At 45.4% G+C, this 22,711-nt stretch carries 19 protein-coding genes and 2 tRNA genes; 6 read left to right on the forward strand and 15 right to left on the reverse strand.

All coding sequences use genetic code 11. The annotated features are described in order from the left end of the window. Positions 1-140: 140 nt before the first annotated feature. From DXD04_RS15325 to DXD04_RS15355, 7 genes are all read right to left on the reverse strand, one after another. A tRNA-Trp gene (locus tag DXD04_RS15325) sits at positions 141-213 on the reverse strand. Between the two features lie 73 nt (positions 214-286). Further along, a complete protein-coding gene (locus DXD04_RS15330) occupies positions 287-883 on the reverse strand; it encodes a uracil-DNA glycosylase family protein (RefSeq protein ID WP_117674045.1) in 597 nt (198 codons plus the stop codon). Then, on the reverse strand, positions 880-1,509 hold the full coding sequence (locus DXD04_RS15335) for a hypothetical protein (RefSeq protein ID WP_007563486.1): 630 nt from the start codon (positions 1,507-1,509) through the stop codon (positions 880-882). The genes DXD04_RS15330 and DXD04_RS15335 overlap by 4 nt, the downstream gene beginning before the upstream one ends. Positions 1,510-1,555: 46 nt before the next feature. Further along, positions 1,556-2,956, reverse strand: a complete 1,401-nt coding sequence (locus DXD04_RS15340; RefSeq protein WP_117674046.1) for an alanine/glycine:cation symporter family protein — start codon at positions 2,954-2,956, stop codon at positions 1,556-1,558. 8 nt (positions 2,957-2,964) lie between these two features. Then, positions 2,965-3,606: an AlbA family DNA-binding domain-containing protein gene (locus tag DXD04_RS15345; protein ID WP_117674047.1), complete on the reverse strand. Its 642-nt coding sequence runs from the start codon at positions 3,604-3,606 to the stop codon at positions 2,965-2,967. A gap of 12 nt (positions 3,607-3,618) precedes the next feature. Further along, positions 3,619-4,914 (reverse strand): L-cysteine desulfidase family protein, encoded by a 1,296-nt coding sequence (locus DXD04_RS15350; RefSeq protein WP_117674048.1) that lies wholly within the window; start codon positions 4,912-4,914, stop codon positions 3,619-3,621. A gap of 5 nt (positions 4,915-4,919) precedes the next feature. After that, positions 4,920-6,926: a protein-disulfide reductase DsbD family protein gene (locus DXD04_RS15355; protein ID WP_117674049.1), complete on the reverse strand. Its 2,007-nt coding sequence runs from the start codon at positions 6,924-6,926 to the stop codon at positions 4,920-4,922. A gap of 269 nt (positions 6,927-7,195) precedes the next feature. Between DXD04_RS15355 and DXD04_RS15360 the strand changes: the two genes are divergently transcribed. Then, positions 7,196-7,280 (forward strand) — tRNA-Ser (locus DXD04_RS15360). 226 nt (positions 7,281-7,506) lie between these two features. Here the strand turns inward: DXD04_RS15360 and DXD04_RS15365 are convergent. Next, positions 7,507-8,406 (reverse strand): helix-turn-helix domain-containing protein, encoded by a 900-nt coding sequence (locus tag DXD04_RS15365; RefSeq protein WP_025819263.1) that lies wholly within the window; start codon positions 8,404-8,406, stop codon positions 7,507-7,509. 136 nt (positions 8,407-8,542) lie between these two features. Here DXD04_RS15365 and DXD04_RS15370 point away from each other — a divergent pair, with 136 nt between their 5' ends. From DXD04_RS15370 to DXD04_RS15385, 4 genes are read left to right on the forward strand one after another with little or no spacing between them, the layout of a single operon-like run. Then, complete coding sequence (locus tag DXD04_RS15370) at positions 8,543-9,322, forward strand: MBL fold metallo-hydrolase (RefSeq protein ID WP_005924041.1); 780 nt, start codon at positions 8,543-8,545, stop codon at positions 9,320-9,322. 33 nt (positions 9,323-9,355) lie between these two features. Then, complete coding sequence (locus tag DXD04_RS15375; protein ID WP_005924039.1) at positions 9,356-9,820, forward strand: cupin domain-containing protein; 465 nt, start codon at positions 9,356-9,358, stop codon at positions 9,818-9,820. Positions 9,821-9,843: 23 nt separating this feature from the next. Continuing rightward, positions 9,844-10,512 (forward strand): radical SAM mobile pair protein A, encoded by a 669-nt coding sequence (locus DXD04_RS15380; protein ID WP_005924036.1) that lies wholly within the window; start codon positions 9,844-9,846, stop codon positions 10,510-10,512. Further along, positions 10,509-11,384, forward strand: coding sequence for a radical SAM mobile pair protein B (locus tag DXD04_RS15385; RefSeq protein ID WP_005924033.1), 876 nt, complete (start codon positions 10,509-10,511; stop codon positions 11,382-11,384). The genes DXD04_RS15380 and DXD04_RS15385 overlap by 4 nt, the downstream gene beginning before the upstream one ends. Before the next feature lie 146 nt (positions 11,385-11,530). Here the strand turns inward: DXD04_RS15385 and DXD04_RS15390 are convergent, their stop codons facing one another. The 7 genes from DXD04_RS15390 to DXD04_RS15420 form a co-directional block, all read right to left on the reverse strand. Then, positions 11,531-12,934 carry a hypothetical protein gene (locus DXD04_RS15390; RefSeq protein ID WP_022210005.1) on the reverse strand — a complete coding sequence of 468 codons (1,404 nt, stop codon included), beginning with the start codon at positions 12,932-12,934 and terminating at the stop codon, positions 11,531-11,533. A gap of 282 nt (positions 12,935-13,216) precedes the next feature. Further along, positions 13,217-14,173, reverse strand: a complete 957-nt coding sequence (locus DXD04_RS15395) for a toprim domain-containing protein (protein ID WP_032839816.1) — start codon at positions 14,171-14,173, stop codon at positions 13,217-13,219. Positions 14,174-14,384: 211 nt separating this feature from the next. Next, positions 14,385-15,452, reverse strand: coding sequence for an AAA family ATPase (locus DXD04_RS15400; RefSeq protein ID WP_117589719.1), 1,068 nt, complete (start codon positions 15,450-15,452; stop codon positions 14,385-14,387). Positions 15,453-15,463: 11 nt separating this feature from the next. Continuing rightward, positions 15,464-15,772, reverse strand: coding sequence for a DUF3853 family protein (locus tag DXD04_RS15405; protein WP_005654521.1), 309 nt, complete (start codon positions 15,770-15,772; stop codon positions 15,464-15,466). A 221-nt stretch (positions 15,773-15,993) separates the two neighbouring features. Next, positions 15,994-17,058 (reverse strand): hypothetical protein, encoded by a 1,065-nt coding sequence (locus DXD04_RS15410; RefSeq protein ID WP_115485124.1) that lies wholly within the window; start codon positions 17,056-17,058, stop codon positions 15,994-15,996. Between the two features lie 12 nt (positions 17,059-17,070). Then, on the reverse strand, positions 17,071-18,357 hold the full coding sequence (locus DXD04_RS15415) for a PDDEXK nuclease domain-containing protein (RefSeq protein WP_007756662.1): 1,287 nt from the start codon (positions 18,355-18,357) through the stop codon (positions 17,071-17,073). A gap of 63 nt (positions 18,358-18,420) precedes the next feature. Continuing rightward, positions 18,421-19,704, reverse strand: coding sequence for a site-specific integrase (locus tag DXD04_RS15420; RefSeq protein ID WP_007756660.1), 1,284 nt, complete (start codon positions 19,702-19,704; stop codon positions 18,421-18,423). Positions 19,705-20,056: 352 nt separating this feature from the next. On the opposite strand from DXD04_RS15420, the gene DXD04_RS15425 reads away from it, so the two are divergent. Continuing rightward, the gene (locus DXD04_RS15425) at positions 20,057-22,618 is read left to right on the forward strand and encodes a glycoside hydrolase family 84 protein (RefSeq protein WP_117674050.1); all 2,562 of its coding nucleotides are present in this window, start codon (positions 20,057-20,059) and stop codon (positions 22,616-22,618) included. Positions 22,619-22,711 lie beyond the last annotated feature (93 nt).

Here is a 22,711-nt window from a genome sequence, read left to right on the forward strand (position 1 = left end):
GACTAAAATTTATGCCTAAACAATAAATCCCTCAGGTTTTTACGTTGACCCGAGACTGACATCGGAAACTCTTTTCCCATTGTCTATAGGCTATAAATAGAAAAAAGCCGTAACCAAATAGTTACAGCTTTTTATCTCGGCACGGGAAGAGAGGCTCGAACTCCCGACACTCGGTTTTGGAGACCGATGCTCTACCAACTGAGCTATTCCCGTGTTTGCGGTTGCAAAAGTAGTACAAATTTCGGAAACTGCAAGGGATTTCGAAAAATATTTTTCCAGAATCCCTCTACAGTAAAGATAAGTCATTGAACATCTGACGATAATACGCCGCTTTTTTTTCAAGCTTTAAAGGGTAAGCCCGACTGGAAGACGGCATCCGATAGAGGGTCAGCTCCCGGTCTCTGAAGTGAAACATACTCCCCCCTCCTACCGGAGGCTCTTTTGCTTCCATCTGCTCGCAAAACACATCCGTCGCTTTCTGACCGGTAGTCACCACCGCCCGACAGGAAGGAAGCTGCTGAAGAAGCAGCCCAATATCCGTGGGCGAAACCACCTCTAAAAACTTGTCAGAAGCATTATCCTGCAATCTGCGCACACACGAAGCCGTATCATACAGAGCAATCCCTTTTTCACGCAGAAAAGCAATGATGCGTTCTTTATCAAATATCTTTTCAGGACTGAGAAAATAATCCTTGTCATCAAAGAAAATAAAGCCGAATATACGCCACATATCATTCTGCAGGTTGGGATAGAAGAAATCCATACTCCAGCGTTTCTTCTGCGGAGGAAAACTACCCAGCATCAGCAAGACTGCATTCTCCGGAAGAAAAGGCTCCAGCGGATGATGCTCCACTCCAGAAAGCAAATGCTCGTCCAACGTCATGCTTTTGGTTTAGGTTCCTTCTTTGCCAGCAATACGATGTTATAGACATATTCCGTCATCCAGCTTTCAGAATAGCCTAATGCATGCTGATACTGACGAATGTTTCCGCAAGTCTTACGTACGCCATCATCCTTCCAGTCTACTTTTGTCAGAATGTCATGCACAGCTTTTTCTGTCATGTTACGAAGCATCTTCTTAAATACCCCTGGCATACGGAACTTCCATTGCATCAGGTTACCGATCACCATCATCAAATCCTGACTGAATCCCTGGAACATGAAAAGATAGTTCTTTATATCGTTCACATTGCGGCAGTTGCGCTTGATAGAACCATCAATCTCCTTGAAGAAAGTTTCAGGCAGACCATAAATATCCATCAGCATCTTGCGGCAGCGTGTACGCTCTGCGATACCAAGTTTGTTATTCTGCGTAGGAACTTTCAATGTGCGTTTGAATACAGCCAAATCCGGCAGGAAGTTAATGTTACTGATACCCAGCTGAGCTGCCATTACTGCCTGATAATACACACGAATCAGCGTCATGAAGTCTTCCATTCCGCCCACACGTACCGTTTCATCAGCACCTTCTGCTGTTTTCTTGCCTAATAGTTTTGAAAATATACTCATACTTGTACTTTTTATTGTTTTTTGATTTGCAAAGATACGAAAATAGTTACCAACATTCTAAATCCTGCTCAATATCTTTCATCTGCTCTTTGTGAAAGACTGGACTTTTGATGCCTTTCCGCTTCTGTGCCAAGTAATCATCGAGCAAGCGAAAAGCATATTTGCCAAGTAAGGATATTGCAATCAGGTTACAAATGGACATTAAAGCCATAGTAACATCAGCCAAGTTCCATACCAGATTCAGACTTGCCAATGAGCCAAACAAAACCATCCCTCCAACCAACATACGGTATAAAACTACCGGCCACTGTCGAGAGGTGAAAAAGCGGATATTAGCTTCTCCGTAATAATAGTTTCCTAAAATGCTGCTGTATGCGAAAAAAAGAGTAGCAATGGCAACGTAGATGCCTCCAATATTACCAACCTCACTGGTCAGCGCCGCTTGGGTCAACTGAATACCATCCAGGCCACTGCCAATATAATCCTCACCGAACAAAATGATAAAAGCTGTACAGGAACAAATAAGCAGAGTATCTGTAAACACTCCCAGAGCCTGAATAAATCCTTGTTTAGCGGGATGGGTTACATGAGCCGTTGCCGCAGCATTGGGGGCAGATCCCATACCAGCCTCATTGCTGAAAAGTCCCCGTTTAATCCCTTGCATCAGAGCCGTTCCTATTCCGCCACCAACGGCCTGATGCCAGCCAAAAGCATTACCGACAATTTGTTCAACAACTGCTGGGATACGGTCAATGTTAGCCAATACAACAAACAAAGCCAATGCAATATAACCGACAGCCATGACAGGAACAATGACACTACTGATAGCTGCAATACGATGTACACCTCCAAAAATGATGACAAGGGTTAATACCGAAATGACAATTCCTGAGTTCAAAGGCTCTATAGAAAAAGCACTTTGCAAGGCAGCACTCATAGTATTACTTTGCACCGAATTGAATGCAAGACCAAACGTGACCGTAATCAGTACAGCAAAAAGTACTCCCATCCAACGTTTCTTCAATCCACGCTCCATGTAATAGGCAGGGCCTCCGACATAGGAATGTTTTCCTTTGACTTTAAAAAGTTGGGCTAACGTAGATTCTACAAAGGCACTGCTGGAACCCAGCAGCGCAATAATCCACATCCAGAAAATCGCTCCTGGTCCACCTACCGTAAGGGCCGTTGCCACACCAGCCAGATTGCCGGTTCCAACACGGCTTGCCAGCGAAATGGTAAAAGCCTGAAAAGAAGAGATATGTTTCTCGTGTCCGTTTATCTTAACAGTCGAATCACCCAGTAACCGGATCATCTCACCCAACATACGGAACTGTACGAAACGAGTCTTAACACTGAACCAGATGGCACATCCCAGCAACATGATTATCAGGACATAAGTCCACAAGACATTATTGGCTTCATTTATGATATTCGTGAATAGATCCATGAAGTTTATTAATCAGATTTGAGTTTAAAATAAAATGTATGCTCCCTGAATACCGGTTCCACCAGGTCAAAACGAATAAAATCTGCCAGTAAGCCAATCACCAGCTTCCGCGGAAGCCCTGAAAGCCTGACACACTTATTCAACGTCAATTCGCCGTGCTGCCCCACCAGATTTAATATAGACTGTTCTTTCTCTGTATAAGTCACTACCACTTCTTCTTTATTGTGAAACCACACGTTCAAGTGGACCGGAGTGGCCAAGATTGTTTCATCTTTAATGCGCAAGTAAGCCTTGGGCCGATTGTCTTCATCGAGGGCATAGACAGGCTTCTCCTTGCTTTCGGGAACATAAACCTCCAGCACATCTTTGCCTTCCACCTTATATAACCGGTTATCAAGTTGTAGGGAAGGCTTACAATACATTGTAGCTGCAGCTTCTATCATGTAAAGCTCCTCTTCCGAACGTATTCCTGCTATTTTTCCGTTATCTTTTACTCCTATAAGCAATCTTCCCCCTCCGGTATTGGCAAAAGCCGACAAACTCTTCGCTATTTTCCGGGCATCGGAAATGGCAAACTTGAAATCCTGATGCACATGTTCACCTTCAGTAATGAGTTGTTGTATATAATCCGCGTCTGTAGTCTGTTTCATTACCGGAACAACTCAATCACAATGTTTATGCGTCATGATGTCGAGCACCAGCTTGTCGGTCTCGTTCATGCCTTCAGAACCGATTTTCGTCAGATTACGGATACTGAAATCCACATTGTCTTCAATGATACCTTCTACTGAAGTCACACACTTTCCTTCCATGGCCAGGATAGCAGAGAACACAGCGGTAGATACCCCACTGGTCAGTTTCAAAGCACAGCTTGGCTTGGCTCCGTCGCAAATCATACCTGTCAGATTAGCAATCATGTTCTGCACGGCATAAGCTACTTGCTTATACTCCCCTCCCATCAGGTAAGTAATTCCGCAACTGCTTCCTGTAGCCGCCACGACACAACCGCACAAAGCCGACAGACGTCCCAGATTCTGCTTGATATAAATAGCTGTCAGATGACTAAGCACCAAGGCACGAATCAGTTCTTCTTCTGTCTTATGATTCTCTTCCGCAAAAACTACGACCGGAAGCGTAGCAGCAATTCCCTGATTTCCGCTACCGGAATTACTCATCACCGGAATCATGGCTCCTGCCATACGGGCATCGCATGCAGCAGATGTGTACGAAAGGATATGCGTGAATGTATTGCTTCCCATGATACTCTGTTCGCTGCGGCTACCCTGCAAGGTTTTTCCCAGCTCATGTCCGTAATTTCCTTTAAACGAACGTTCCGCTGCTTGTAAGTTCAGGCGTTTGGCCTCCAGAATAAAGCGAATCTCATCCAGCGGAGTTGTAGTAGCAAAGTCGTACACCTTGCTCAGGTTCAATTCCACTTCTTCTGTATCGGCTTCAGCTCCTGCCTTGGTTCTATGATCGAATAAAACCTGACCGTTTCGCTCTGCATACACAAAGTTTGTATGCCCTCCGCTGATAATAGCCGTAGCCTCATCTCCATCGGCCGAACAAACCACTTCAATATACAATTTCTCTTCGATACCGTCCTTCAGTTCTATCTTAATGCCTTGACCGGCTATCATCTGTTTTCCTTCTTCCACACTCTCGGGAGTGATGTCTTTCAGGACTTCCAGTCCATATTCCGACTTACCCTTCAAGGCCCCCAGTGCAATAGCAATTGGCAAACCAATCATGCCCGTACCGGGAATACCTACTCCCATGGCATTTTTCAAAATGTTAGCACTCAGACGTGCGGTAATCGTTTCCGGACACTTCCCCAATACTTCCGTAGCCTTGGCCACGCAAAGAGCCACAGCCACCGGTTCCGTACAACCGATGGCTGGGACCACCTCCCGCTGAATGAGTGCGATGATACGCTCTCTTTCTGCTTGTGCAATCATACTGATTATCTTTTATAGTTCTTCAATCCTGTTTGCAGGAATTCCACATATTTCTGAATATCCTCATCGTACGAATAAGACTTGTTCAACGGCATTCCTTCGTTGTCGAGCAGCACATAGAAAGGTTGTGCGTTAGCTCCGAACTTGGAGCGCTGCAAGTAGCTCCACTTATCGCCTACCGTACGCAATGTACGTTCCGTACCGTTTTCCATCACCTTCACCGGTTCTGGCAATTTGGTCTTTTCATCCACATACAGCGTAATCAATACGTAGTCCTCGTTCAACAGTTTACTTACTGTAGGATCTGTCCATACAGCCAGTTCCATCTTACGGCAGTTCACACAACCATAGCCTGTGAAGTCAATCATCACCGGTTTTCCCTGCTGACGGGCATATTCCATTCCGGCATCAAAGTCATTGAACTTCGCATGCACTTCATTCTTATATAAATTGAAATCCTGTGTCTGCATAGGAGGAGCAAAAGCACTCACAGCCTTCAACGGAGCACCCCATAAACCCGGCACCATATATACGGCAAATGCCAGAGAAGCAAGTGCCATAAAGAAACGGGGCACACTTACCTTTGTATCGTCATCATCGTGCGGGAACTTGATTTTTCCCAGCAGATACATACCCAGCAACGCAAAAATCACAATCCACAATGCCAAGAAGGTTTCACGATCCAACAGACGCCAACCGTAAGCCAAATCGGCTACAGAAAGGAACTTCAATGCAAATGCCAGTTCCAGGAATCCCAGTGTCACTTTAATGACATTCATCCAGCCTCCCGATTTCGGCATGGACTTCAGCCATGACGGGAAGAGTGCAAACAGGGTGAACGGCAAAGCCAACGCAATGGCAAATCCCAGCATTCCGATGGCCGGCGCCACAATACTTTCAGAAGTAGATACTTCTACCAGCAAGAAACCGATAATCGGACCGGTGCAAGAGAAAGAAACCAGTGACAGCGTGAAAGCCATCAGGAAAATACTCAACAATCCGGTAGTCTGTTCAGCCTTGCTGTCTACCGCATTGCTCCACTTCGACGGAAGGGTAATTTCAAATGCTCCAAAGAAAGAAGCAGCAAAAACCACCAGCATCAGGAAGAACAAGATATTAAATACCGCACTCGTAGATAAGTCATTCAAGGCACTGGCACCGAAAATCAAAGTAATAGCCAAACCTAAAGTAACATAAATCACTACGATAGAAGCCCCATACGTCCAGGCATCCCGAATACCCTTTCGTTTATCCTTGGTACGTTTCAGGAAGAAACTTACCGTCATCGGAATAATCGGCCATACACAAGGAGTAAACAATGCCAGCAGTCCGCCTACAAATCCGGCGAAAAAGATATAAATCCATGAATGAGACTCATTGTTCACGTTTTCACCGAATGAACTTAATTCCTTAATAACCGGTTTCCAGTAGTCAGCAGCTTCACCCGCAGCCGTATCTTCACCAATACGAAGCGGAACCAAATCCACCGATGCCGTATCTGCTAACGCCAGGTCCTCTGTCGTTGCCACCACTTCTTCAGCCGTTTGCTTTCCAGCAGCTTCCCCCTTGAAAGAAAACTCTACATTAGTAGGAGGCAAACAGTTTTCATCATTACAAGCACCATATTGCAGATAACCGCTCACTTCATATTTCCCGCCTTTCAACTTGATTTTCTGCACAAAGGTAGCCGTACCTTCAAAGAAACGAACCTGCATTCCGAATATCGGGTCCATCTTGTCAATTTCCTTACCAGCAGGTTTCAGTTTTCCAACCACCTCTGCCCCTTCAAGCTTATCCGTATTGAAAGTAGCCGAAATAGGACCTCCTTCAGGCAGGTCAGTAGAATATACATGCCATCCCTTTTCCATTTTTCCGGTAAATACAATTTCCACCTCATCAGCAGAAACCGATTTCCATTCAGTCTTAAACTTTACCGGTTCCTGTATCTGAGCGAATACCGGCAAGCATAAAATGGCCATGAAAAGCCAGCTAAGTAGAATTTTCTTACTCATAAATATACCTTAGATGATGTAATAAAACTATTATCTTGTAAAAAGTCGTGCAAAGATAACGATTTTTTCGTAGGGAATATATAGCAAACTGTTATTCGACATTGTTTTTTACTTTAAATATGCAAATAGTCAGTAACGCACTTTATCCGGAAACAAGACAAAAAACACTAACCACAAGAGAAAAAATATCCAGAAATGTTTGCAAAGTTAAAAATAATTCCTACCTTTGCACCGCTTTTGAAAAATAAGGCAACTCTCAAAAGAGTTTTGGAGAGGTGGCAGAGTGGTCGATTGCGGCGGTCTTGAAAACCGTTGTACCGCGAGGTACCCGGGGTTCGAATCCCTGTCTCTCCGCAATAAAGGGTGTAAATCAAGCATTTGCGAGATTTACACCCTTTTTTACACCCAAGAATGTAAAATTGGGTGTTTTTGTATTTTTTAAGATTCTTCAAAAGAATGTCAATTACAAAGCGATTGGTATTTCTATGGACTGGCAGAATGAACCTTTATGACGAAAAATATAGTTATTCAAAAAAATAAATATCTTAAATATGGAATTCATTTGCCAAATATGAAATTTCTATTCATATATTCCTCTTTTGTAATTCATTAGATATTGGGTAAAAGTCTTGCCTGTTTCTTTTTTGAAAAAACGCATGAGGTGACTGGGGTCGGAAAAGTGGAACTCGTCTGCCAGTTGGCTCACATTCAGATTGGAGAACAGTAGCTCATTTTTCAGCTCTTCCAAAAGACGTTGCTTGAGTAAGTGAATGGCTGATACACCAAATTGCGCCATGACAGAATTATTCAAGGTGATACGACTTACCCGAAGCATATCAGCATATTCTTGAACGCGCTGTGTCGTTCGGATATGTTTTTCGAGTAAGTCCTTGAATTTGAATGCGTAATTGTTTTTTGGCACTTCGACAGGTAGACGATAAGTTTGAGCGTATGCCCGGTTGATAATTACCAGTAGATAATAAAGCACTGACACAATGAGGTTGTAAGTGTCTACCACAGGATGTTGTAGTTCTTGTTTTATCTTTTTTAAGAGGCGCATATATTCCGTCAGCTCCTCCGGCTCGGCAAACAAGTAGGGCGGTGTATCAGTCTGATAATAATACAACAGCCGATATACGAAGAACTTGTCAGCAATGAACGTGCGCATAAAGTCTTCGCGGAAAATAAGAAAAGTGTAATCTAGTTCTACCTCGTTCACGTGCCATTCCTGTTGCTGGTGCGGCGACAAAAGCAGCACCATACCATCCCGTAACTCCACTTTTCGGAAGTTCAGCAACAAATATCCATTGGCACGACGAAAGAAATAGAAGCTGAAAAAATCTGTCTTAAACGCCTTATGCTCGGTCAAGACACCACAGATGTCCTTGCTTTCGCCTGTGTTAATGTAGAAGTCTACGCCACATTGCGTTTTATTGAACGGAACGCTTACAAGTCTTTCGGGATTGATTATAGCTTTCATCACTCTTGTTTTTTGCTTTTTGCAAATATACATCATTCTTTTATCAAAATGGCATATATTCCTGTTTTTAAGGCATAGAGACATTGGGATATCCTTTCGAACTTTGTACCCGAAAAATAATACAAAACATAACATCATGAACGAAAAAGCAATTATTCGGTTGGTACGCAGTGCCACCTTGAAAATCAACTATGCAGGACATACCATTCTTATTGACCCCGTATTTGCCGACAAAGGAACCCTGCAATCAGCTCTCGGTGTATATAAGAATCCGAGGGTACATCTCGTAATGCCTATTAGCGACATTACTGAAGGTGTTGATATGGTACTGCTCACCCACAACCACATCGACCATTACGAACCAAGTGTAAAGCAGCATTTGCCGAAAGACATTCCTTTCTACACCCAGCCACAAGATAAGGCCGCCATCCTGAAAGATGGTTTCTCAAATGTAGAAGCGATTGAAGAGAGCATAACCTTAGGTCATCTGACCATCCACCGTGCTATTGGCCATCACGGTTTCGGTCAGATAGGCCAGATGATGGGACCTGTTTCGGGCTATGTGCTGATGTCCGAAGGGCTTCCGACTATTTATATCATGGGCGATTGCAAATGGGAAGAATGTACTCTTGCTACCGTGGAAAAGTATCGTCCTAATTATATTGTGGTGAACAGTGGCGGTGCGGTATTCCCCGAATTCTCTAAGACGGACGGTTGTATCATCCCCAATGAACAGGAAGTAATGGCGATGCTTGACACACTCCCCCCACACATCAAGCTGATTACCGTACACATGGATGCCATCGATCATTGCCAGACCACCCGTGCCATCCTTCGCAACGAAGCTCGCCATCACGGGACGGATATGAGCCGACTGATTATACCGGAAGACGGAGAAAGCATAACACTTAAATAACTGTATAAACAATCATTTCAAAATATTAGAAAGATGAAAAAGATTAGGAAAATCGCGGTAGAACAGAATTTCGCCGCGATCAGTGTCGGTAAGTTGAATGAACTGAATGAATACGAACTTCAGCTTGGCCCGGATGTGAAAATTCCCGGAAAAGTATTCTGCAGCACCGCTCTCGGAACTACGGGAAGCGAGTTTTCTTTCCAGTCATTCGCCCCGGGTACAGAAACCGGATTTCTGCATAGTCACAAGAGTCATGAGGAACTTTATTTTTTCCTCTCCGGTAAAGGTGAATTTCAAGTAGACGGAACAGTGTTCCCAGTGGAAGAAGGTAGCGTTGTCAGGGTATCTCCTGCAGGAAAACGAAGTGTCCGTAACAACGGAACGACTCCGCTCCTCATGCTCTGCATACAATATTGCAGCAATACATTCTCACAGGAGGATGCCACTGACGGAATCATACTGAAAGAACCGGTAAAATGGAAAGTCTCTCCGAAATGATTCTAAAAAGGAACTCTAAGCAGATGACTATCTGTATAAAATCCCTGATAAAGAATATGAACATAGTGGTAGGCTGCTCCATCGGGTGCAGCTACTGCTATGCCCGTAACAACTGCCGCCGTTTCCATATTACGGACGACTTCTCCGTACCGGAATATATGGTGCGAAAGCTGCGTATCATCGACACGCCCAAGCCTCACGTATGGCTGATGACCGGAATGAGCGATTTCTCCGATTGGAAGCCTGAATGGAATGCGGAAATATTCAGACGAATGAAAAGCAATCCGCAACACGCTTATATATTCCTTACGAAATGTCCGGACAAGATCAGTTTCTCTACAGATGACGAGAATGTATGGATGGGCGTGACCGTCACGCGCAATTCCGAAAAAAAGCGGCTAGACGATTTGAAAAGAAATATCAAGGCCAAGCACTACCATGTCACTTTCGAACCTATTTTCGATGAAATCGGCGATATAGATTTCGAGGGTATCGACTGGATTGTCATAGGTACGGAGACCGGACATCGGAAAGGCAAAGTGGATTCCCGTCCCGAATGGGTGCTTCACATTGCCGACCAAGCCCAAACACAGGGCGTCCCCGTGTTTATGAAAGAGGATTTGCTGCCTATAATGGGCGAAGAAAGGATGATTCAGGAACTGCCGGAACAATTTACAAAACGCTTACAATGAATACCGAAATAATCAAAGAAATAGACGTACAGAGCGTTATGACCAAATCCTCACTGCCGGTCGGAGGATATTCGGTCAACCCTTACGTGGGCTGCCCCCACGCCTGTAAGTATTGCTACGCATCGTTTATGAAACGATTCACCGGGCATACAGAACCGTGGGGTGCATTTCTGGACGTGAAGAACTGGAAACCGATAGCCAATCCGCACAAATATGACGGAGAGCGCATTGTGATAGGTTCCGTGACGGATGGTTACAACCCGTATGAGGAGCAATTTTGCCGTACCCACAGGCTGCTCGAAGAGCTGCGTGGGAGCAACGCCGAGATTATGATATGCACTAAGTCCGACCTTGTCCTGCGCGACCTCGACCTGTTGAAGCGTTTTCCCAAAGTAACGGTGTCATGGTCGGTCAATACGCTTGACGAGCGTTTTCGTACGGATATGGACAATGCCGTGAGCATAGAACGTCGTCTGAACGCAATGCGTCAGGTCTATGAGGCGGGCATCCGTACCGTGTGTTTTGTATCGCCCATATTCCCCGGAATAACCGATATGAAGGCGATTATCGAGAAAGTGAAAGGATATGCCGATTTGATATGGCTCGAAAACCTGAATCTGCGCGGGCAGTTCAAGGGAGGGATAATGACGTATATCCGTGAGAAGCATCCCGACCTCTTTCCGTTATACGAAGAAATATACAACAAAAAGAGGCTTGATTACTGGCAGGCATTGGAACAGGACATTTCCCAATACGCCAAGGCACAGGGGTTTCCATATAGAATAAATGATTTGCCTTACGGGCGCTCGGAAAAAGGCAAGCCGGTTATCGTAAATTATTTCTACCACGAAAAGATACGATTGACTAAATGAGGGAAAGATATTGACAATATGGTATATTAATAGTGAATAAGATATTCTTTTATTGCTTATTTTACTTTAGAATAGTTAGACAACTTAGATTTTGTACTATATATTACGATAGAAGTACAATCCATGATGAATTGTACTTCTCTATATTACATCCTGAATCCTCTGGATTTTTGTTCTTTCTGCACTGAGTTACGCAGATGCTGCTGTAACTTCTCCCATTGTTCTTTGAACCATTCGCTGATTGGCTGTTGGTTTATAGTCAGCATCAATTTATTCTTATCGATCGGGCTTCGTTCAATTTTGAAAATTACATTTTTTGTTTCAAATCTCTGTCTATATTCTTCGGAATAGATTTTTCCACTACATCTGAGAGCTTCCTTTTTGTATAAAAGAGAATCAACCATCCCCTTGGTAAAACCAGTGACATAGCATAATTTTTCCATTCTCAGCATTTCTTTGAGTAATGGGAACCAGCATAATGCCTTTTCAAGCAGGGTGTTTAGCCGTGATATTTCTTTGTCTTTAGCTTCAATCTCTTTATTATGTATTCCTTGAAGATTGCGTATTTGTCTGCCGTGCTGTTCCTGCATTTGTTGCATCTGAATTTTTAATTCATCAGTAGCTTTGTCCCGGTTGGCAATCTCCTGATGTAGCTGCTCGATGTTATGTTCCAGTTCTTTCAACTTACCGCTTCCGAAAAGAGAACCTACGCTGCTGGTTATGGCAGTGGCTACATCGGTAGCTGCACTTTTGAGTTTGTCTGTACGTATCTCAGCTTTTACCTGTTTGAGTTCCTGTTCGGCAAGGCTTACCTGTTGCTCCTTGTGTCGCTTGGTTTCTTCTATACGTTGCAGTTCGGCTTTCTGCTTCTCAATGATGAAATCGTTTCGTTCCAGATGCTCTTTACCTGTGACAGCTTTTGTCTGCCCACGTTCCATTAGCAGAATATCGGAAGCAAGGGTCTGCATGGTTGCCATATCCTCGTCATTGAGCTTTCGGCTCTTCCCGGTTTCGTGGTTCATCCAGTCGAATACGATATGAGCATGATAGTTCGGCTTGAACCATCTGCTTCCTATTTGGAAGCTCTCTTTGTCTTCCGCTTCCGGCTGACCGTTCAGCCAATGCCCTTCGTCTTTATGCAGGAAAATCTGTAGCGGAGTGATGCCCCAGCGTCTTTGGCACTCTTCACCGAATTTGCGTACATCAGCCAGTGTGGTGTCCGGTCTGATAAGCAATACTCCTTCACGGATGGGTGAGCATCCCGCCACCTTGATAATCTTTCCATTCTTTCCCTTGCGTTCCCTTTCCTTTTCCTGCATGGCACGTCCGGTCTTTTCCTTGACCATTTGCTTGATATTGTCATAATGAGTTCGCAGTTCGGGAGTGCCGAAGTCGGGATTTATCCACTGTTCGTTATCGGTGGAAAGTTCGGGAACGACATAGATTCTGGACTCCCCGATATTACGCATATACTCGGCAGTCCTTCGGTTGTGTGCCTCGCTCGATGCGATGTTGCAAGGCTTGATGTGTATGCTTGATTTTGTTGCCATAGCTTCTTTTCTTTGTTTACAATTAATTTACTTTGCTCGCTTTCGCAGAGGGGTTATTTTATGAATCTCGGCTGCATTCGGCATAGGTCAAGCAAGTTTGCCTCTGCTCTCATTTGCACGAGATTTCTTAGGGGTAACCCATAAGCGGAGATTGCAAAGAGAGGGTCACTCTTTGCTCGGGGTTCTCAGGGGTGAAACGCCCTGAGTGGGTCATTAGGGCAAAGCCCTAATCCCCTCGGGAGAGCCCACAACTACGAAAGCGGAGCGTGTAGTTATAGTGGGCTATAACCGGAAGCCGCTCTTCTTCTCCGGTGATTGGCTGCGCACCCCTTTGGCGGACTGGAGCTGCCTTTTTCTTTCAACCTGTTTCTGTAAGTATTCGTTCAAGTCCTTGCATCCGCTGTAAATCTGCGAAGCGTCCCGGATGTACCGGTCTCTGCCGTATTCCATGCGGATTTGCCGGAGTGCTTCCATTCCTGCATGGTCGTTGTCGAAAAAGCAGTGGATGCGTTCGTAATTGCCCAACGGATAGAGAGCCTTGTTCACATTCGATACGGAGTTCAATACAATATAGTCCTGCCCGTCCAATTCCGGATAATTTGGGCAGCTCTCTTGTCTCAATGTCAGAAAGGAAAGGTAGTCCATGAAACCCTCGAACACATAGCAGGCAGTCCTTGCTTTTCCCGACTGTCTGATGTGGGAGATTTCCTTGGGGGCGATGCAGCCCTTGAAATAGGGGTTACGAACCTCAAACCCACCCGAACCGTTAGGGAAGGCAATGGCAAAGTAACGCTTGCCGTTGTGGGTGTAACGGGCTTCACTACATTCTCTTTTTGCCAGTTCCAGATTTATTCCTCTACCTTGTAAATAGGAAAGCAGGGCAGGAGACGATAGCGGTACTATCTCCAGCTGTTGGAAGCTCGGACCGAAAGAGTCCTGCTTGCCAAAAGAGAAAGATACCGGGTGTACATGCGGTGTCTGTTCCGCAATCCGCTCCAGCAGGTAAGGTACATGGTCGGTAGCATACAGGTGTGCAGCCAGTTCAATGATACCGCCCCCTTTCCCTAAACCGAAGTCGTACCACTGGTTGCGTTCGGTGTTCACTTTGAAGGAAGCCTCTGTTTCTTCCCTCAAGGGAGATTTGTACCAAAGGTTGATACCCTGCTGTTTGACGGGTGAATACCCCAGGCTGTGCAGGTAGTCAGCCAGATTGATTTGTTTTGCAGTCTCGATGTTCATAAGGAAATCGTTTTTAGTGAGTGCTTTGATTATTTCTCTTTTTGCCCGCAACTCTTAAAAGTATGCGGTCAGTACAATCACTTCACTAAACTCCTAATATATAGACCCCCGGAATAAAGTGAAGTGATTTGTCTGTTTCTGAAATCACTTCACTAAATTGTCGTATATATAGGATGCGGGAATAAAGTGAAGCGATTTTCGGGATTGTCGGCTAATAGTGGTAATCGGGCTTGAAGGAATACTTCCTGCCGTTTTCCTGCACTATCATCCGTTTGTTGCGCAGCATGGTGATAAGCGCCACTGCATTCTGGTGATTCAGTCTAACCCCTTCTGCCAGATAAGTCCTGATTAAGGTGTCTTCCAGCTCCTTGTAGCCGTATTCCTCTTTCAGTGCAAAAGCGTCTTCCAGTGCGGCACGGTGCTGCGGTTCTGAAATATCCTTGTAAGGGTCAAACTTTTCCACCGAGGGTCTTCCCGGCTTCCTTGCTTCCGGCTTGTAGCCTTCCGCAAGTTCGGGCAGGGCTCTGTCGTTGATGCAGAATGCAAAAGGCTCGAAATCCATCGCCCGGATGTGCATGGCGGAAACATGGCTGATGTCGCTGTTCCCCTTGTCCTTTTCCACCAGCAGGACTGTTTCCGCCTTGTTGTTCAGTTCCGTACCAATGTGCCCTCTTGCGTTCTCATCCCCCTTGTTCTGATGCAGTATCGTATGGATATGAATCTGCCTGTCGTCCGTCCACTGCATCAGCTTGGATATGATGCGGGTGGATTCACCGGGGCTGTTGATGTCGTACACCATATCCCGGATGCCGTCTATGATGACCAGCCCAATATCCGGTGAGTGGTAGATAGCCTGTTCTACAATGCTGATGCGCTGTTCCGGGGTGTATTTTCTCAAAGCGAGAAACTCCAGATAACCGCTGTCCCTGTCATCGGGCAATCCTGCCATCCGCAGGATCCGCTTCATCACTTTCAGGCAGTGGTAGGGGCTTTGCTCCGTATCTATATAAAGCACTTTCCGCTTTTCCTCGGGCAGTTCAGCCGCATATCGTAACACGGTACCGTTCTTCAATGCAGCGGCTACGATAGCCGATACATTGAAGGTTTTCTTGCTCTTGGCTTTGCCGATGGATGCGCTGAAATTGCCCAGCGTCCCGATGACAGAGCCGTGTACTTTCAGAATTTCGGGGGCTTTTTCGTAGCATCTTGACAGACTTAGCCGGGATTCCTGCCAGAGGATAACGGCTTGTTCGGGTGATATTTCTTTTATATAGTCCATAATCACCTCCTTTATCTGCGTCCTCCGGTTTTCTTGCCAGCCAGTTCCAGCGCCAGTTCCGCATCCACGATAATCTTGCGTCCAATCTGGGTAATGGCTTTGTCTATCTTTCCGCTTTTCTTGATGCGGTTGGCTGTGGGCAGGCTGCACCCGAAAAGCTTGGCTATGCCGAGTATGCCGTACACGTACTTTCTTTCCGTGTCGGTGGTCGGCTGCGGTTGCGCCTCTGCCTGTACCGAAGCGTGTCTGCTTAGAAAAAGGAACTCTTCGCCTGTCATCTGCCAGACGGGTTTCACTAACAGTTCTTTGAGGTTGTTCATCGTCCGTATGATTACTTGTTTGACAATAGCCCTGCGCACAGGCCGTTTCTTCTGTTCTCGAACGATGCAAAATTAGGTAGGGTTTTGAGTGGTAAGTATGTGGATGATAGATATGGATTGTTCTGTTATATCGCTGAATATCAAGAAATAAAAATACCACTCAAAAATTATTTTGAGTGGTATAAGTGGTCATGTCGTAAAATATATTGGAATATCACGGGTTATCGGAATATTCCGTCCATTTCCTTGGCGAACTTTTGGTTGGGAATACTGGGTAAATCGGAAACGGGTTCCCTGTACTTGGACTTGTAATAGTCTTCATCAATATCCAGGTGTTTCAGGATGGCTTCCTTCCATTTGTCCTTATCCTGCCCCGGCAACTGCTCCCTCATCAGGGAAATCAGATAGCATACCCGTATCTTTTCCCTTGGCTTTATTTTCAGTACGCACTGGCAGGGATGCAGATTCATGCAGGCATAGAAATCCGGTGCGGTAATGTCTTCAAACTGTTCCCCTGCACAAACTTCATGAATTAGGGAAATCAGCTTCATGCTGAAATATTCAGGCAATCCGGCAGTCGTAGCTGTAGTCGATGCGGTTGTAGTTTCAGCTTCCGGCTGGCTGTCTGTACGGCTCTGCCTGTCTGCTTCGTTCGGTTGGCTTTCTTCGTCCGGTACATATTTGGTCAGGATGCCCATGAAGTGTACGCTAAGCAGGTAGATGTCGTCGCAACGGTTTTTCATGTATTGCCGGGCTTCTTTCCAGAGAAGGGTTTGCTGCTCATAAAGATGCTCCAGTTGGGCTTTCTCCCTTTCATATTCAGCCTTGCAACGCTCATATTCTCTTTCCGCCAGCTTTTCTTCTTCGGGTGTATGCTCTCGGTAGCCAATGGAATCATAGCGGTTGTTGGCTTCGTTCATCGGTTTGCGCAGCCTGTTTACCACTTCCATCTCTTCCTTGATGGTTTCCTTGTAGCGGTCTGCGTATTGGTAGCATACACGTATGATCACTTCGTCATGGAGAAGGCGGTAAGATTCATAAAGCCGTATGTATTCTTTGACTTCCTTTTTCAGACTTTTCAGCAGCAGGGTACATGGTTCTGGCGGTGTATGCAGCACCAGTTCAAGGATAGCTTGCTCAAAAGCCTTTATATCGCTCCATTTCGAGTAGAAATCAACGATGAATTTCTGCTTTTCAAAAGAGAAAGTATGGCTTACAATCCAATCTTTGCAGATTCTGTTCAGCTCCCCGTATTGAGGAATGAGGGTTGTTATCGTTTTCTGCATGGCATACTCTTATTATTGGGGATCCTTGTCAAGGAAAGAAGCCAGTTCTTCTTCCACTTCTTCTACGCTGGGCAACGCTGATTTCAATTTCTCGGGAATCGCCTTGCTCAATTGGTAATCGCTGATGCCGATGGGCTGGTCATAGCCGGAAAGGGCATACTGGGCAACCACTTCGTCCTTTCCTCTGCACAACAAAAGACCGATGGTCTTGTTGTCGTGTTCCCCTCTCAACTTATCATCCACCACGTTGATGTAAAAGTTGAGTTGTCCGGCATATTCCGGCTTGAAAGGAGTGGCTTTCAATTCTATGACAATATATGCGTGCAACGGAATGGAATATAGAATCAGGTCGGCAAAGAAATCGCTGTTTCCGACTTGGAAGTGCTTCTGCCGGGCAACGAAGGCAAAACCGTTGCCCATTTCCAACAGGTAGCGGGTAACGTGTTTCACCAGCTGTTCTTCAATATCCCTTTCGTCTGCTTTTTCTTTGGCTCCTGCCAAATCAAAGATGTACGGGTCTTTGAGTAGGTAATTGGCAAGGTCGCTTTGTGGAGCCGGAAGTGTGGTCGTGAAATTGTTTACCTTGTTGTTGCTGATTTGTCGGCTATACAAATCACTGTCAATTTGCATTTTCAATACATTGCTGCTCCATCCCATTTCCACAGACTGCTTCATGTACCAGTAGCTTAGACCTAAAGGTAGCGAACTGTCAAGTATAGTCATTTGGCTTGTCCAGTTTATTTTGGCTATAGGAGAGGTCAAGAAAACTTCTTCTATTTCCCTGATTCCCATCCTGTAAATGGCAGACACGGTTTTTCCCACATCTTCAAATTGCGCAGGAACTTCCTGCGTAATTGCTAATGATTGACAATCAATCGATTGTATTTGCGCAGTAAGTTCCTGCGTAAATTGCTTGTCATTCAGTTTTAATACTTCATTGGTCACACTCTGTATGGTTGGGACAGACAGGCTTGCATCTGTTTCTATGAAACTTTGCAACGCTCTTAAAGGATATGCTTTTGCAAACTGGCACATATAGGTAAGGTTACGTTCCGAATAGCCTTTCTTTTCAGGGTAATGCAGTCGGATAGCCTTTGCCAACTGCTTGATGATTTTGCTTCCCCATCCGTGCAGCTGCTGGTGATAAAGGATGTAATTGCCTATCTTCCAGTAATGGAACAGCATTTGTGCATTGGCTGCAACAATCAGCCTTACTTGTGCCTGTTCTATTTCCGAACCGACCGCTTGTATGAATGCATCAAAATTCGTTTTCTCTATGTTGGATTCCTTGTTGCTCATATTGTGATGATAATTTCTACAAATATAGTCATTGATAACTATCTATGAAACTGTTTGATACTTTTATAGTTGATTAAACTTGTTCATGGCATTTGCCTTAATATCATCCGCTATGTCAATGTAGGGTTTCATAGCTTTGTAGTCGCTGTGTCCCGTCCATTTCATGACCACCTGTGCCGGGATTCCGAGAGCCAGCGCATTGCAGATGAATGTCCTTCTTCCTGCATGGGTACTGAGCAAAGCGTATTTGGGTGTGACTTCATCAATACGTTCATTTCCCTTGTAGTAGGTTTCCCGTACAGGCTCGTTGATTTCTGCCAGTTCGCCCAGCTCTTTCAGGTAATCGTTCATCTTCTGGTTGCTGATGACGGGCAGAGCCATGTAATTCTCGAAATGGATGTCCTTGTATTTGTCCAGTATGGCTTTGCTGTATTTGTTCAGTTCAATCGTCAGGCTGTCGGCAGTCTTGACTGTGGTTATTTCGATGTGGTCGGACTTCACATCGCTTCTTTTCAGATTGCGAACATCCGAATACCGCAAACTCGTAAAGCAGCAGAACAGGAAAACATCACGCACACGTTCCAGGTATTGCTTATCCTTGGGTATCTGGTAGTCTTTCAGCTTGTTCAGTTCATCCCAAGTCAGGAAGATTACTTTTTTCGAGGTGGTTTTCAGTTTCGGTTTGAATGTATCGTATGCAATGTTCTGATGATGTCCTTTCTTGAAGCTCCAGCGCAGGAACCATTTGAGGAATCCCATTTGCTTGCCGATGGTGCTGTTTCTCATATCCTTGGTATCACGCAGGAAGTTGACGTATTCGTTCAATCCAAACTCGTCGAAATAGTTGAACGTTGCATCCTCCTTGAACTCTTTGAGGTGGTTCCTCACTGCTGCAAATTTTTCATAGGTGGATGCCGTCCAGTTATTCTGGTTACCGCACTCTTTTACAAACTCATCGAATACCTCCCAAAAGCTGACAGGGGCTTCTTCCGGCTGTTCTTCGCTGGTGTCTTTCATTCTCATGTTGAAAGCTTCCTTCAACTGTTGGGTCGTTGGCATGACCTCCTGCACCTCAAATTCCTTGAAAATATTCTGGATTTCGGCATAGTATTTCAGCAAGTCCGTATTGATTTCGGCTGCACTCTGCTTTAGCTTGTTGGTACATCCGTTCTTTACCCGCTGCTTGTCTGCATCCCATTTGGCTACGTCAATCCGGTAGCCCGTTGTAAACTCGATGCGTTGGCTGGCAAAGATGACACGCATACGGATGGGTACGTTCTCTACGATTGGCACACCGTTCTTTTTCCGGCTCTCCAATGCAAAAATGATGTTGCGCTTGATATTCATAATTGGGTGCGTTTGAAATTCTACACCCAAATATACACCCAATTATTGAGATAGCAAAAGACATTTAGAAACATTTAGTTTTACTCTATGTTGTAATTTGCACTTGATTATCAGTTGTTTGCGGTTTTATGAGATTCTGTGAAAGTATAAGTTCGAGAGCCTGTCTCTCCGCAAAATACTGAAAATCAGTAAATTTAAATAACTACACCCAGCCTTATACATTACAATGTAAAGCTGGGTGTTTTGTTTTTCATATCCTCTTACCGTTTGCACGATTCAGAAACAAATCGTATCTTTGAATCAGAGTTTTAATCAAGCAAATACCTTGTATTTACCTCAAATTATCCATATCATGAAAATGAATCATTATGTAAAATGCGTAACCGCCGGCATTGTGTGTTCACTGATGTACGGCAATGTATGCGCGCAAGACACATTCGATCTGTCTTCCCAGCGCTCGGAGAAGCAAGATGTACAAGCTGTTCCCGGAAAAAAAGTAGACCACAAAGGACTTATCCTGAATCCGCAGCCTCATCAGATTGTGACGATGGCCGGAAAAACATGCAACCTGTCTCAGGGTATCAACCTGAAAGACAAGCAGGATAAATTTGCGGGTTACCTTGATTTCCTTTCTCCGAACAAGAAAGGAGTTAAACTAACCATCGATTTCGGACAGAAAGTTGCCAGTAAGGCCAATGTAAAAGCAGTGTCGGGTGCCTATGCCCTTGTTGTCAATGAAAAAGGAATCACCATCACGGGATTTGACGAACGCGGTGCTTTCTACGGCATACAAACCTTGAAGCAACTGGTGGAAAGCCCGGTTTCTTCCGGCAGTGCTCTTCCCTTTGTAGAAATAAGCGATTATCCTGACCTGCCTAACCGTGGAGTAGTGGAAGGTTTCTATGGTACTCCGTGGTCGCACGAGGTACGTTTGTCGCTCATTGATTTCTACGGAAAGTTCAAGATGAATTCTTATTTATATGGTCCGAAAGACGACCCTTATCACAGCTGTCCGAACTGGCGACTGCCTTATCCGGAGAAAGAGGCTCAGCACATCAAGGAACTGGTGAATGCCTGCAACCGCAACTACGTGGATTTTGTATGGGCCATCCATCCGGGACAGGACATCAAGTGGAACGAGGAAGATTATCAGAACCTGATCAATAAATTCAACTGGATGTATGACTTAGGGGTACGTCATTTTGCCATCTTCTTTGACGATATTTCCGGAGAGGGTACCAACCCGCTGAAGCAGACAGAACTGCTCAACCGATTGACAGAAGAGTTTGTGAAGGTGAAAGGCGATGTTTCTCCGCTTACGGTCTGCCCTACCGATTACTCCAAACTTTGGGCGAACCCGACCGAGAAAGGTAGTCTGGCCATCTACGGAAAAACGCTTAATCCTGAAATCAAGGTGTTCTGGACGGGCGACGTGGTGTGCAGCGACCTGACACCCGAAACACTCGACTTCATCAACTCACGCATCAAGCGTCCGGCTTATTACTGGTGGAACTATCCGGTAACCGACTACATCCGCAACTTCCTGCTTCAGGGTCCGGTGTACGGACTGGACACCAGTCTCACGGCTAATGAAACCTGCGGTATCGTGAGCAACCCGATGGAACATGGAGAAGCCTCCAAGCTGGCTTTATACGGAGTGGCCGATTATACCTGGAACATTGCCGACTACAATGCCATCGACAACTGGGAACGCGGACTGGCGGAACTAGTTCCGGAAGCAACCGATGCCTACCGCACCTTTGCCATCCATTCCAGTGATACCGAAAACGGATACCGCCGGGATGAGTCGTGGGAAACTCAGACTTTCCGCCTGGCTGACTGGACAGACGAAGCGGCTAACGCACTGGAAGAAGAATTCAAGAAAGTAGAAAGTGCACCAGCACGTCTGGAAAGCAGTTGCAAGAACGCGGCCCTAATTAACGAGCTCCGCCCCTGGCTGACAGAGTTCGGTAAATTAGGTACACGCGGCAAGCAGGCCATCGAACTGGCACGTATCTACCGCTCAGGTAAAGACGATGCGCTGTTCTGGGAAAAATACATACAGAATATCATGACTCCCGAAGACCGGAGAAGCTATGAGGCTCACAAATCGGGTACGCTGAAACTTCAGCCGTTCTATGAGAATGCCATGGATGACATGGCACACGGATACCTGAAAAAGCTGTCGGGCAAGGTACCGACTGACTACAGAGGTATCGGTTCTTTCAGCAGTGCGCATACCGTACAAACCAAGCTGATGTTCGACAATGATTCTACTACCTTCTATACCTCGGGAATTGCTCAGAAAGCAAACGATTGGATTGGTGTAGACCTGCGCGACGTGCGTGACGTGACAGAAATCTCGATTCTTCAGGGAAGAAATTCCAAGGATGATGTGGACTATTTCGACCATGCCATCGTGGAATGCTCGGCAGATGGAAGAACCTGGAAGGCACTGACCGGAGAACTCGACAAGCAATACATCATCCACTGGCAGGGAGCTCCGGAAAAAGCACGCTACGTACGCCTGAAACGACTGGATTCCAAACGCACCAACTATGCCTCTGTACGCTCGTTCGACGTCAACCCGCTACGTCCGGAAAACATGGGATTCTCACTTGAAGCGGACAGCCTGGACAAGGCCATCTATGCTTTCGATAACAACCTGGCGACTTCTTACAAGAGCACTAAAGCACTGACTTTCGGAGTAAAGGAAAATGTCAAGGCATATACCCTGCTCATGAATCGCCCGTCTGCCCCGTTGAAGTGCATCCAGCTGGACAAGAAGGGTAAGGTCGTATCAGAAACCATGATTGAAACTCCTTTTGCAAGAATCGAACTGGCCAACAAGAACGTAGCCAAGATTCGCCTGGAGGGAACTGCGGAAGTGTTTGAAATCGTGGCGATTGACTAATTTAAAAACAGGCATAAAAAAACGCCTTTACGTTTCTTCTAAAACTGTAGTGTACTAAATAAGTTGACACAATTTATTTAGTAACATGCGTAA

The sequence above is a fragment of the Phocaeicola plebeius genome (assembly GCF_003437535.1).
Lineage (GTDB): Bacteria > Bacteroidota > Bacteroidia > Bacteroidales > Bacteroidaceae > Phocaeicola > Phocaeicola plebeius_A.

What these genes read in the sequence shown, in the direction of transcription:
- DXD04_RS15365 (WP_025819263.1), bottom strand. Translation starts at nt 8,406, where the DNA reads ATGAAAGCTATAATCAATCCCGAAAGACTTGTAAGCGTTCCGTTCAAT.
- DXD04_RS15355 (WP_117674049.1), bottom strand. Translation starts at nt 6,926, where the DNA reads ATGAGTAAGAAAATTCTACTTAGCTGGCTTTTCATGGCCATTTTATGC.
- DXD04_RS15425 (WP_117674050.1), top strand. Translation starts at nt 20,057, where the DNA reads ATGAAAATGAATCATTATGTAAAATGCGTAACCGCCGGCATTGTGTGT.
- DXD04_RS15375 (WP_005924039.1), top strand. Translation starts at nt 9,356, where the DNA reads ATGAAAAAGATTAGGAAAATCGCGGTAGAACAGAATTTCGCCGCGATC.
- DXD04_RS15330 (WP_117674045.1), bottom strand. Translation starts at nt 883, where the DNA reads ATGACGTTGGACGAGCATTTGCTTTCTGGAGTGGAGCATCATCCGCTG.
- DXD04_RS15350 (WP_117674048.1), bottom strand. Translation starts at nt 4,914, where the DNA reads ATGATTGCACAAGCAGAAAGAGAGCGTATCATCGCACTCATTCAGCGG.
- DXD04_RS15390 (WP_022210005.1), bottom strand. Translation starts at nt 12,934, where the DNA reads ATGGCAACAAAATCAAGCATACACATCAAGCCTTGCAACATCGCATCG.
- DXD04_RS15410 (WP_115485124.1), bottom strand. Translation starts at nt 17,058, where the DNA reads ATGCAGAAAACGATAACAACCCTCATTCCTCAATACGGGGAGCTGAAC.
- DXD04_RS15380 (WP_005924036.1), top strand. Translation starts at nt 9,844, where the DNA reads ATGACTATCTGTATAAAATCCCTGATAAAGAATATGAACATAGTGGTA.
- DXD04_RS15415 (WP_007756662.1), bottom strand. Translation starts at nt 18,357, where the DNA reads ATGAGCAACAAGGAATCCAACATAGAGAAAACGAATTTTGATGCATTC.
- DXD04_RS15345 (WP_117674047.1), bottom strand. Translation starts at nt 3,606, where the DNA reads ATGAAACAGACTACAGACGCGGATTATATACAACAACTCATTACTGAA.
- DXD04_RS15400 (WP_117589719.1), bottom strand. Translation starts at nt 15,452, where the DNA reads ATGGACTATATAAAAGAAATATCACCCGAACAAGCCGTTATCCTCTGG.
- DXD04_RS15420 (WP_007756660.1), bottom strand. Translation starts at nt 19,704, where the DNA reads ATGAATATCAAGCGCAACATCATTTTTGCATTGGAGAGCCGGAAAAAG.
- DXD04_RS15405 (WP_005654521.1), bottom strand. Translation starts at nt 15,772, where the DNA reads ATGAACAACCTCAAAGAACTGTTAGTGAAACCCGTCTGGCAGATGACA.
- DXD04_RS15370 (WP_005924041.1), top strand. Translation starts at nt 8,543, where the DNA reads ATGAACGAAAAAGCAATTATTCGGTTGGTACGCAGTGCCACCTTGAAA.
- DXD04_RS15340 (WP_117674046.1), bottom strand. Translation starts at nt 2,956, where the DNA reads ATGGATCTATTCACGAATATCATAAATGAAGCCAATAATGTCTTGTGG.
- DXD04_RS15385 (WP_005924033.1), top strand. Translation starts at nt 10,509, where the DNA reads ATGAATACCGAAATAATCAAAGAAATAGACGTACAGAGCGTTATGACC.
- DXD04_RS15395 (WP_032839816.1), bottom strand. Translation starts at nt 14,173, where the DNA reads ATGAACATCGAGACTGCAAAACAAATCAATCTGGCTGACTACCTGCAC.
- DXD04_RS15335 (WP_007563486.1), bottom strand. Translation starts at nt 1,509, where the DNA reads ATGAGTATATTTTCAAAACTATTAGGCAAGAAAACAGCAGAAGGTGCT.